Annotated in this window: 7 protein-coding genes; 6 read left to right on the top strand and 1 reads right to left on the bottom strand. The window is 60.4% G+C overall.

From position 1 onward, the window contains the following. Positions 1-334: 334 nt before the first annotated feature. From Thiosp_RS15680 to Thiosp_RS15660, 6 genes are all read left to right on the top strand, one after another. Complete coding sequence (locus tag Thiosp_RS15680; RefSeq protein WP_201066801.1) at positions 335-613, top strand: transcriptional regulator; 279 nt, start codon at positions 335-337, stop codon at positions 611-613. Then, complete coding sequence (locus Thiosp_RS15675) at positions 610-1,893, top strand: type II toxin-antitoxin system HipA family toxin (RefSeq protein WP_201066802.1); 1,284 nt, start codon at positions 610-612, stop codon at positions 1,891-1,893. The genes Thiosp_RS15680 and Thiosp_RS15675 overlap by 4 nt, the downstream gene beginning before the upstream one ends. A 231-nt stretch (positions 1,894-2,124) precedes the next feature. Then, positions 2,125-3,261: a response regulator gene (locus Thiosp_RS15670; protein WP_323696531.1), complete on the top strand. Its 1,137-nt coding sequence runs from the start codon at positions 2,125-2,127 to the stop codon at positions 3,259-3,261. Positions 3,262-3,351: 90 nt separating this feature from the next. Further along, positions 3,352-3,579 carry a response regulator transcription factor gene (locus Thiosp_RS24740; protein ID WP_407702723.1) on the top strand — a complete coding sequence of 76 codons (228 nt, stop codon included), beginning with the start codon at positions 3,352-3,354 and terminating at the stop codon, positions 3,577-3,579. A gap of 166 nt (positions 3,580-3,745) precedes the next feature. After that, positions 3,746-7,381 (top strand): PAS domain-containing protein, encoded by a 3,636-nt coding sequence (locus Thiosp_RS15665; RefSeq protein WP_201066804.1) that lies wholly within the window; start codon positions 3,746-3,748, stop codon positions 7,379-7,381. Beyond that, positions 7,378-8,403: a response regulator gene (locus Thiosp_RS15660; RefSeq protein WP_201066805.1), complete on the top strand. Its 1,026-nt coding sequence runs from the start codon at positions 7,378-7,380 to the stop codon at positions 8,401-8,403. The genes Thiosp_RS15665 and Thiosp_RS15660 overlap by 4 nt, the downstream gene beginning before the upstream one ends. Positions 8,404-8,453: 50 nt before the next feature. Here Thiosp_RS15660 and Thiosp_RS15655 read toward each other — a convergent pair whose 3' ends face one another. Next, complete coding sequence (locus Thiosp_RS15655; RefSeq protein ID WP_201066807.1) at positions 8,454-11,594, bottom strand: PAS domain-containing hybrid sensor histidine kinase/response regulator; 3,141 nt, start codon at positions 11,592-11,594, stop codon at positions 8,454-8,456. Positions 11,595-11,618 lie beyond the last annotated feature (24 nt).

Raw genomic sequence — 11,618 nt, 5'->3', positions numbered from 1 at the left:
TTCAGCAGACTTCTCGATAGAAGATGCCGGTGGATAATTTTCCACCTGAGCGGGTGCAAAAGCCCCGCAACCAGTGGAAAAGCACCATGACCACTGAGAAGGTTCCACGCGCCATCGCTCAGCTTGATCGGATAGCGGAAAACGCCTGCGAGCCCTCCGCGCTAAGGTGCCACCCGTCCCCGCCTGGGTATCGGTCATGGCAAGGCGCTTCATTCCGAGTGCCTGCCAAGGTGAAAAATATCCAACAGTGGATCGGCAGCAAAAGTGTGGATATCATGATATCCAATTGCATGATGATCGCGTCATTTAAGATATCACTGTATCCTTTATCAGCATGGGCGAACTCTCCCTATACTCGGCTGCCGATGTCCAGCTTGCCTTGTCCGCTTGGATAAAGACGCGACGCAAGACGCTGAAGCTCTCGCGCCTTGCGCTCGCGGCGCGCAGTACCGTCCCGGCACCGACCATCAAGAAATTTGAAACCACAGGCCAGATCTCGCTGCGCCAATTCCTGCTCTTATGGCAATGCGTGGATGACCTCAGTCGCTTGCAGGGCCTGACCGATCCGCCGCCCAAGATGCCCGCCAGCATTGAGGAGGTGTTAGCGCAATGAGCGCCGAGCACGTCAATCGGTTGGACGTTTGGCGCACCTTCAGTGATGGCAGCCGCTGCCGCGTTGGTGTCCTAGCGCAGAACCGGCAGGGGGTCTTTTTTCAGTATGCAGGCGATTACCTGGCGCGGTTTGCGAATCTATCGCCCTTTGGCCTGAGGTTCGATGCCTCGCTGCAGACCGCCCCGCGCAGCCCGCATGCCGGGTTGCATGGGGTGTTCGCCGATTCCTTACCCGATGGCTGGGGTTTGTTGCTGATGGACCGGGTGTTCCGGCAGGCGGAGATTGCACCGGCCCAGGTCACCGCATTGGATCGCCTGGCGTTCGTGGCCAATCGCGCACTGGGAGCCTTATCCTACGAGCCGCCCTCGTCGCTGCAACTTGCGGCCACGGATGGGCGCATCGACCTCGGGCAGCTCGGATTACAGGCGCAGGCCCTTTACGACGGACAGACCACCGAGGTGCTGGCGGAACTGGTCCGGGTCGGCAGTTCGGGCGGCGCCAGACCCAAGGCGCAGTTGTATTTATCAGACACAGATAATCACAACTGCGCGACCACACCTGGCCCTGATCGTGCGGCCTATCTGGTCAAGTTTACGTCCGCCAGTCTGCCGCTTGGCCATGAAGAAGGCCTGTGCGAAGCCGCCTACCTGACGATGGCCGGGCAGGCCGGTATTGAGGTGGCCAATTGGCGACTGCTGGATGCGCCGGCTGAGTCGGGGGCAAAGCAATGGCTGGCCGTGGAGCGTTTCGACACCAACGGGCCTGACGGACGCTTGCATCTGCACAGCGCTTGCGGCTTGCTCGACGCGGACTTTCGCCTGCCCAGTCTCGATTACGCGGATCTGATCAAGGCCAGCAGTCTGCTCTGTCAAAGCCCAGCCGTCGGGCAGGCGCAGTTCCGCCGGGCGGTGTTCAACCTTTTTGCGCTGAATCAGGATGATCACAGCAAGAACTGGGCGTTTCTTCAAGACGATCAAGGACATTGGCGTTTGAGCCCCTTCTACGATGCCACCTTCAGCCCCGGTCCCTATGGCGAGCACGCCTCCGCCTTTGCTGGTTTTGGCAAGGCGCCGCCGCGCAAAGCGATGCAGCGGCTCGCGGCTCAGGCCAATTTCGCTCAGTGGCGACAGGCGCGCGCGGTGATTGCCGAGGTGGTTGAGAGCATCAGCGGCTTTGGCGAGATCGCCAAAGGGCTCGGCGTTCGCGACGACAGCATCCGGCTGATCCAGCGGCAGCTTGAGGACGTGCGCCGAGTGAATCAGGGATTGTTGGAGGACTAACTCCCATTTCGATGCACTTGTGAGGTGCCAGCAGAGCACATTGTCCATGATCCACGCCATCTGGAGATGATTCTGGTGACAAGCGGTTATGCGCCGTATCGCTAATTTGGCGATTGGTCGTTGTATTGGTCGCTTGGAACCGTCGCGGCTGGCAATCTAAGTCGGGTGGCTCGACCTGATCTGGTAAGATTTTTGCTTCTTCAAACCTGAAACCAATTGTTGGAGAACACTGTGGAAGATAAAGCAGAAATCCGCGTCATGCTGGTGGACGACGACGAGTTCTCAACGGCGCCCGTCAATCAGTTGCTAGAGCAAACTTTCGCGACGCTCTGTGTTGAGTCGGGTGAAGAAGCTTTGGCGCAGTTTGACGCCTTTCGCCCCGATGTCATGTTGCTCGATATCGACATGCCGGGCTTGAATGGCTACGAAACCTGTCGCCGTCTGCGTGCGAATGAGAGTATCGGCGCAGATGAGCAGCCGGCGGTGATTTTTATCTCCTCGCACGACACCCTGGAAGAGCGCCTGCAAGCCTATGATTCGGGCGGCGACGATTTTATTAACAAACCCGCCATGCCCGATGAAGTGCTGCGCAAAGTGCAAGCCATTGTGAAGGTGTTGAGCCATCAAAAACGTTTGCAGGCGGAAAAGCAATCGACCTATAACGCACTAATGGACGTGCTCACCGATCTTGGCGAGCATGGCCTGGTGATCCATGCGTTGCGCAGCAGTTTAGCCTGTCAATCCATGCCGGAACTTGCCGCGCTCATCATCGAGGTTTTAGGTAATTACGGTTTAACGGCACACGTGCAATTGCGCCCGCCGGGCGAATGTTTAACCTTTGTCAATGAGGGCCGCGTCACACCGCTAGAGGAGTCGGTGTTCGCGCATGTGAAAAATCTCGAACGGATTTTTCAGTTTCGCCGTCAGTTGATCATTAATTTCCCCCATGTTTCCATTCTGGTGCGGAACATGCCCATCGAAGACAGTGATCGCTGCGGGCGCTTGCGGGATTATTTGGCGATGATCGGCGAAGGGTGTGAAGAAGGCGCGCAAGCACTGATTCGCACAGCACAAATCGAACAACGCACGCGCAAGCTTCAGGCAACGGCGCTTGCCGTCGAACGGGCGATTCATTCCTTGCGCGAACAATACCATCAACAAAAACAGCAAACCCTATCAATTACGCAGGGCTTAAACCAGCGCATGGTGCATCAAATCTTTTTGATGGGATTGTCGGAACTTCAAGAACAACAAATCGAAGAGTTGTTCGATTCGGAAATCGACAAAATGCTGGAGCTCTTCGATCGCGGGCTCGATTTTGAGGCCCAATTTAATGATCTGGTAATGCTCCTTAAAGACCGGGACTAAAGGCGACAAGTGTGACACGGCAGAATGCAGGGCAAGGCGCAGCGCCGAATTTGCGCTCCGCCAAGAGCCTGACCTGTTGTTGTCCAGTGCTTGGCGCCAGTCTATCCCGGCGGCGATGCCACTGATTGCGGGACTAATGTTAGGTTCTCGGGATTGCTTGCCGAGGGACTTACGGCGCTCGAGATCGCAAACCCTTTGTTTATCTCCCTAGAAAGGGTTCCAAGCCATCGCCGTAACCTGATGCGCAGGCTCGGATTGCGTAACAAGGTTGAACTCATCCGCCTTGCAATCGAACACAAAATTGAGGGGGTTAGATGAGCGCTTCACCCTAAGGGGTGAACAGATGCACCCCTTTGCAGGATTGTTGACCTGTGCGACGAACTGTAGTCTACTGCGTTACGTGGTTAAAGTAACAAGGTAAAGCGCCATGGGTCGGCTCCGATGCCCCCCCCAGCTCCGTTCAGCACTTCTCGGGTTGCTCTGCTTGGCCCCGTCTGCCGTCGTGCTCGCTGCAGACGAGTCCGCCCAGTTCAGTGTTGCGTTTGATGCCTGGTTTGTTGCCATGGTCAGCGCCGCGCTGCTGGCAGTCGCGTTCGGGGTGCTCGGTGCGGTTCGCCTGCGCCGCCAGCTTGCCACCTGCACTCAGGCGCTTGAGCACGCCAATGTGGCTCGGCGCGAGAGCGAAAGCCGCTTGCGCATTCTGTTGCAAGCGCTCCCCGATCCGGTCTGGCTGAAGGATCCTGGCGGTCGTTTTCTGCTCTGTAATCGCCGGGTCGAGGAGGCTTACGGGGCGCCAGCGGCTGAGATCATCGGCAAGACCGACTACGATTTTGTCGAGCATCAGGTGGCGGACGTTTATCGTGCGCATGACCGGGCGGTCATCACCAGCGGGCAGGCAAGTACGAATGAGGATTCGGTCGTGTTCGCCAAGGATGGCCATCGGGCGCTGTTACAGACCATTAAAACGCCCGTGTATGACGCCCAGGGGCAGATGATCGGTGTGCTCGGAATCGCGCGCGACATTACCGAGTTGAAGCAGGCCGAAGAAGCAAAAAACTCGCTTCTACGGCGACTGGAACTGGCGACTGAGGCCGCGGAAATCGGCATCTGGGTGTGGGATCTCAGCAACAACGCGCTCCAGTGGGATCAACGGATGCGTGAACTATATCAGGCGCCTGTCGATGACAGCGGCGCCAGCCTCTCTTACGCCCTGTGGCGCTCGCGGTGCCATCCGGAAGATCGGGCGCGTGCCGAACAAGAACTCGCTGCCGCCACGCGTGGTGAACACGATTACTCGAGCCATTTCCGCATTTTGCGACCCGATGGCTCCATTCGGCATCTTCAGGCCGCCGCCATCATTGAACGGGACGCCTCCGGCGCTCCGGTTCGCTTCGTCGGCATTAACCGCGACATCACCGCGTCCAAGCAGGCCGGGCGGGAGCTTGAACAACACCGCAATCATTTACAGGATCTGGTCGAGGCACGCACCCATGCACTGACCACTGAACGTCAGCGCCTTGCCAATATTCTCGAAGGCACCCGTGCTGGCACCTGGGAATGGAATATTCAGAGTGGACAAGTCCGCATCAACGAGCGCTGGGCAGAAATCATCGGTTACCGCCTGGAGGAACTCGCGCCGGTGGATTTCAACACCTGGCTGCGCCATGTGCATCCTGACGACTGGCGACAGGCCAAGACACTGTTGGAGCGCCACCTAGAACGCACACTCGACTACTACGAGTGCGAGGCGCGGATGCGCCACCGTGATGGCCACTGGGTTTGGGTGCTGGTGCGCGGCAAGCTGGTCTGCCGCGATGCCAACAATCAACCCCTGTGGATCGCCGGCACCCACATCGACATCACGCCGTTAAAAGATGTGGAGCAGGCGCTGATTCAGGCCAAGGAACAGGCGGAGCAAGCGGTGCTTGATAAAAGCCGCTTTCTCGCCAACATGAGCCACGAGATTCGCACCCCGATGAACGCGATCATGGGGCTGGCGTATCTGCTGGAGCGCCAACACCTGCCCAAGGAGGCGCAGGATCTGGCGCGCAAGATCCATCGCTCCGGTCAGAGTCTGCTGGCGATTATCAACGACATCCTGGATCTGTCCAAGATCGAGTCGGGCAAAATTGACCTTGAGCAGGTGCCCTTCCAAATCACAACCGTGCTGGACAATCTGGCGACCATCATGTCCGCCACCGCCGCAAGCAAGGCGCTGGAACTGGTCATCGTTCCGCCGCCGTGCAGCGACTGGCCGCTGCTGGGTGATCCGCTGCGGCTCGGCCAGATTTTGATCAACCTGACCAGCAATGCGATCAAGTTTACCGAGTCCGGTCTGGTCGAAGTGCGCATTGAACCGAGGCAGACCAGCGCCACCGAGGTCTGGTTGCGGTTTGCGGTCAAGGACACGGGCATTGGCATTGCCGAGGCGACCAAGGCGCGGCTGTTTGAGCCATTTACCCAAGCGGATGCCTCGACCACGCGCCACTTTGGTGGTTCCGGGTTGGGGTTGACCATCTCACGGCGACTGATTGAGTTGATGGGCGGGAGCATCGACCTGATCAGCCGCGTGGGCGAGGGCAGCACCTTTTGGTTCGATCTGCCGTTCGAGCGGCTGAGCCAGGATGCGCTGACGGTGCGCCCATCGGTGCCAATTCACGTTCTGGTGGTCGAGGCTGAGCCGAGCGTGCGCGAAGGGCTGCTGGCGACCGTCGCGGCCCTGGGCTGGTCAGGACGTGCAACGGATTCGGGCGAGGCGATGCTTGCGCAACTGTTACAGGACGAGACCTTGCAAGGGCCGGAAGCGGTCGTGCTGCTCGACTGGCAGTTGTTGCAAGCCGATGCGCATGCCACCGCACAGGCCATTCACGCGGCCCTGCCCGCCACGCGATGGCCGCTGCTGATGGCCATGACCGCCGCGCCGGTCGACCAAATTGAGGACGATTTGAACACCAGTCGGATCGAGGCGGTGCTCAGCAAGCCCTTGACGCCATCCCCTCTCTACAACGCGGTCGTCCGCGCGCGTAGCCGCCGCCTCGGCAAGCCGGTCGCCGAAGAATCCCTGGTGCGGCAGACGCGGCGGCTGGTCGGATTGCGTCTCCTGGTGGTCGATGACAGCGAGATCAATCGCGAGGTCGCTTACCGCATCCTGGCCGACGAAGGGGCGCGGGTGAACCTGGCGAACGATGGCCAGCAGGCGCTTGACTGGCTGTTAGCCCATCCGCAGGGGATTGATTTGGTGTTGATGGATGTCCAAATGCCGGTCATGGATGGACACGAGGCAACCCGCCGGATGCGCCAGAATGCGCAACTTGCGCACCTGCCGGTGATTGCGCTCACCGCTGGCGCCATGCGCACCCAAGAGGTTGCCGCCGAGCAGGCGGGGATGAACGCTTACTTGTCCAAGCCGTTCGATGTTGAAGAAGCGATCACGATGATTTTGCATCTGACGCACGGGCGAACCCAACACCCTGTTGCCAAAACCCCCGCTTCGGTTCCAGCCCCCGCTGACGTGGGCGCGAGCGATGCGAATTTTCCCGGACTGACGCTTGAGCGAGCCCTGGGGATCTGGAAAGACGCCGCCGTCTATCGTCGCTATCTGCGCAAGTTCAGTCAGGAGTACCGGGATGCCGTGACGCGGATTCGAGCCGCCACCCCCGAGCAAGCCCGGCGAGTCGCGCATAAGCTCAAGGGCGCGGCGGGCAATCTCGGCCTGGATGAGGTCGCCCGCTGTGCCGCCAGGCTCGAACAGCTTGGCGCCACGGCTGATGCAACCGAGCAACAGACCACAGCGATAACGGACTTGCAGAACGCACTCGACACCGCCTTGGCCTCGATCGCGGCTTACACCGCCGAGCCGGTTGCCGTTGCGCCGGAAGCGACCACCCGTGCTCACGATCAGCCCGATCTCGCCCCCTTGATCCGCGCTGCCTACAGTGCTTTTCGCGATTTTGACCCGATTGGCGCCGAGGAGCCACTGAGTGAGCTCGCACACCATCTGCCGGCCCAACGGCTCGCCGCCATCCAGGATGCCATTGAAGCGCTCGATGCCGCTGCCGGCGATGCCGCCGTGCGGACACTGGCCAATCATCTTCACATCGACTTGGAGGATGCGACATGACCCACAGAGCACCCATTCTGGTTGTCGACGACGAACCCCACAATCTCGCCGCCATGCGTCAGATCCTCGGTGATCAGCATCGGCTGCTGTTCGCGCGCAGCGGCCACGAGGCGCTGGCAGCGACCGAGCGTTGCCATCCCGCACTGATCCTGCTGGATATCCAGATGCCCGATCTTGATGGTTATAGCGTGTGCCAACGCTTGGCGCGTGATCCGGCAACCGAATCAATTCCAGTGATTTTCGTCACCGGAAAGTCCGAAGTGGGTAACGAAGAGGAGGGCTTTGCCGCAGGCGCCGTGGATTACATCGTCAAGCCGCTCTCACCGGCCATCGTGCGGGCACGGGTGAAAAACCATTTGTCGCTGGTGAAATCCTCGATGTTGAACCAGAGCTATCGCGATGGGGTCTCCATGCTCGGCATCGCCGGTCACTACAATGACGTCGAGACCGGCGTGCACGTCTGGCGCATGTCTCAATACGCCAATGCGCTCGCAGCGGCCTGTGGTTGGGCGCCGGTGGACTGCGAGCGCCTGGAACATGCGGCTTCCATGCACGACACGGGCAAAATCGGCATTCCCGGCAATATTCTGCGCAAGCCGGTGAAGCTGACGGCCGAAGAGTGGACGATTATGCAGTCCCATACCCGCATCGGCCATAAAATCCTAGCCCAAAGCCGGGCGCCGGTGTTTCGTCTCGCGGCCGAGGTCGCGCTGCGTCACCACGAACGCTGGGATGGCAGCGGCTACCCCGATGGCCTCGTGGGTACGGCGATTCCCGAATCCGCTCGCATCGTGGCGGTGGCGGATGTTTTTGATGCGCTGACCATGCGCCGCCCCTACAAGGAAGCCTGGCCGGTCGAGCAGGCGCTCGAGAAGGTGTACGCAAAAAGTGGCGGTCACTTTGAGCCACGAATCGTTGAGCGGTTCGAGGCGATTTTGCCGCAGATCCTCGACATCAAGGCCGCTTGGGATGCGAAAGAACATCACCATGTCAAACAGCCCCAAGCGTCGCTGTTCCATTAGCTGCAGCAGGAAGCACCCGCTGGCGCTGCGCGCTTGGCAGAGCAAGGGCGTCACTCTTGCGCATGCGCGGCCAGCTCTTGCAGCAGGCTTTCAAGCGTTCGCGCGAGTGGTTCCGCGCCTGCGAGGGCAGCGCTGTCGCCGGTGCGGGCTTGTTCGCACAGTTGGTCGGCTTGCTGGTGCAGGGACTCGCAGAAGAGGTTCCCGGCGAAACCCTTCAGGGAGTGTGCGAGGCGGAAGCATGCATCGAGATCATCACCCTTGGTCAGCGCGCGCAGTTGATCCGGCGTGTCACGCTGGCTATTGAGCGCGGTTTGGATCAGGCGCTGCACAAAGCCCGGGGTGCGCTCAAAGCGCTGATGCAGTGCCGCCCAGTCGATCAGGGTTGACTGGGGTCCGTTCGGGGCCGGGCTTTCGCTCGCGCGGCTGGGTTCGGGCGCCAGGGCCGGCGCGGTGTCCCGCCGCCAACGCTGAATGGCCGCGATCAGGACTTTGGTGTCGATGGGTTTGGTCAGGCGCGTCACCATGCCGGCGTTCAGGCAGCGTTCACGTTCGGCATGCATCGCATGGGCTGTGAGACCAATCACAGGGAGGTCCGGGCGTTGCGCGAGGATGCGGCGGGTGGCCTCGTAGCCATCCATCACAGGCATTTGCACATCCATCAGTACCAGGTCGACGGCCTCCGTGCCGGGGTCATTGAGCCGCGCCAGGGCGTCCACGCCATTGCTGGCCGTGGTGACCTGCGCGCCTTGGTGGGCGAGCAGGTCTTCGAGCACCAGCAGGTTCAGTTCCACATCATCGACCGCCAGAATGTGCAGTCCGGCCAAGAGCGAGGTATCCGCGGGCGTTAGATCCGTTGATATGGAATCGGGCGGCGCCTCGGTCGCTTGCATGGGCAGGCGCAATTCAAAACGACTCCCAGCGTCCGGTTCGCTGTGCGCTCTCAGCGAGCCGCCCATGGCGGTCGCCAAGAGCTGGCTGATCGGCAGACCCAGGCCGGTGCCGCCTGGCATGCGCGTGGGGCCGGAATCGGCCTGCTCGAAGGGTTCGAAGATGCGCGCGAGTTGCTCGACGTTCATGCCGATGCCGGTGTCGGTGACTTGGAACAGGAGTTGGTCATCGGCGCGCGACACCTCGAGGTGTACCTCACCGGTGTGAGTAAATTTAATCGCGTTGCCGAGCAGATTGAGCAGAATCTGGCGCAGCCGCATGTGGTCACCGAGCAGCCAGGCGGGCAGGTCAGCCGTCGCGGCGATGTGCAAGCCCAAGCCTTTGTCATTGGCCTGGGGCGTCAACAGCGACTCGATCTCCGCGAGACACTCAGCCAGGCAAAAAGCTGCGGGACGGATTCTGAGTTTGCCGGCCTGGATTTTCGCGAAATCCAGAATGTCGTTGAGCAAGCTCTGCAAATGCTGACCGGCGCGCTGAATGTGCCGAAACACCCGCCCCGCCGCTTGCGTGTCGTGATCGCGCCGCCCGATTTCCGCCAAGCCAAGAATGCCGTTGAGGGGTGTGCGAATCTCATGACTCATGTTGGCAAGGAAGGCGTTTTTGAGTTCCGCAAGGTGCTCGGCAGCGGCGAGTGCCCGCATCCGCGCGCTTTCCATGGCTTTGCGCTCAGTGATGTCATTGCCAGCGGCGAGCACGCCGGTGACGCGCCCCGTTTCATCGAACAGCGGGCTGTTACGCCAGGCGATCAGACGTTGTGAATCTTTGGCGCAGACGATCAGCGTCTCGACGTCCTCTTCGCTCGGCGGGGTCGTGCAGTGCAGCAGATTAGTAAAAGATTGGCGCAACTGGGAGCGTTCCTCGGCGGGCACGCAGGCCTCGAACCAGTCCTGACCCAGTAAGTCGTCTTCGCTGCGTCCGAGCAACTCGCAGGCATAGCGATTGGCGAGCCGGACTCGCCCGTCGGCATCAAGCGAAATGATGATGGATTGGACTGTGTCGAGATAGCGCTGGGCGCGGTCGCGCTCCAGGCGCAGGGCCTCGGTGGCCTGGCGCAGCGGGGAAACGTCGGCGAGGCTGCCAAGCACGCCCTGGGGCTGTCCGGTGCTGTCGCGCAGCAGCGTCAGCGAGACTAGGGCGGAAAGCCATTGGCCAGTGCGCGTGATCAGTGTCCATTCGCGCGTTTCCTCGCCATGCTGAAGAAGTGACAGCGTGAAAACGCGAAAACCCGGTTCGACGTCCTTGCCAAGTTCGGCGGATAACTCGGCGGCCCGCGTCTGGATCTCGCTGGCGCGATGAAAGCACAGCGGCGTGCGCTGACTAACCATGTCCTCAGCGCTGTAACCGAGCAGGCGCTCGGCGGCTGGATTGAACTGGCAAATCACCCCGTCCATGTCAGTGGCGATAATGGCGAAGGCCGCCCGATCAAGCATCTGCGCGGCAACATGCAGTTGTTCCTCGGCTTGCTTGCGCTCGCTGATGTCCTCAATCACCGCGATGAAATAGACCGGGGTGTCATTGTTGATGTGTACCGGCGCCATGGTCACTAGCACCCAGAGCACCTGGGCATCCTTGCACAGGTAACGTTTTTCAATCTGGTAGCTGGGGATGTCATCGTTGCGCAGGCGGGCGAAAAGATCCTGGTTGTTGGGCAGATCCTGCGGATGAGTGATGGATTGAAAGCGCTGTTGCCGCAGTTCCTCTGCGGTGTAGCCAAGCATCTTGGTCAGCTTGGTGTTGACGCGCAGATAGCGCCCATCGGGGGCGATGTGGGCCATGCCGACGGCGGCTTGATCAAAGGTGGCCTCAAAGTCCTGTTGGCTGAGCAGGCGCGCGCGCTCGGCCAGGCGCAAGTCGGTCACATCCTTGAAGACGGTGGCAATGAAGGGGCGGTCCTGTTGGATGACACAGCGCGCGCTAACGCGCATATCGCGCAGGCTGCCGTCCTTGTGACGGTGCTGGGTGTCGAAGGCAATCGAACCCTGTTGCTGGATGGTCTGGATTTTGGCGATTTGCTCATCCGAGCTTTGCCCCGCTTCAACATCGCCAAGGCAAAACCCGGAGAATTCCTCTTTGGTGTAGCCGAGTTTCTCGTGCGCGGCCCGATTGAATTGGACGAATTCTCGGGTATCGGGGTCAATCAAGGCCATGCCATCGGGCGCCTGCTCGACCAGTGCCAGAAACAATTGGTCTTTTTCGGCCAGCAAGGCGTTGGTGAGTTGCGAGCCATCGACGCTGATATCCATGGGGGTGCCTCCAGGTGAACTAGG

It is taken from the genome of Thiorhodovibrio litoralis (assembly GCF_033954455.1).
GTDB classification, from domain to species: Bacteria; Pseudomonadota; Gammaproteobacteria; order Chromatiales; family Chromatiaceae; genus Thiorhodovibrio; species Thiorhodovibrio litoralis.
This window is presented reverse-complemented; position numbering and strand designations above follow the sequence as displayed.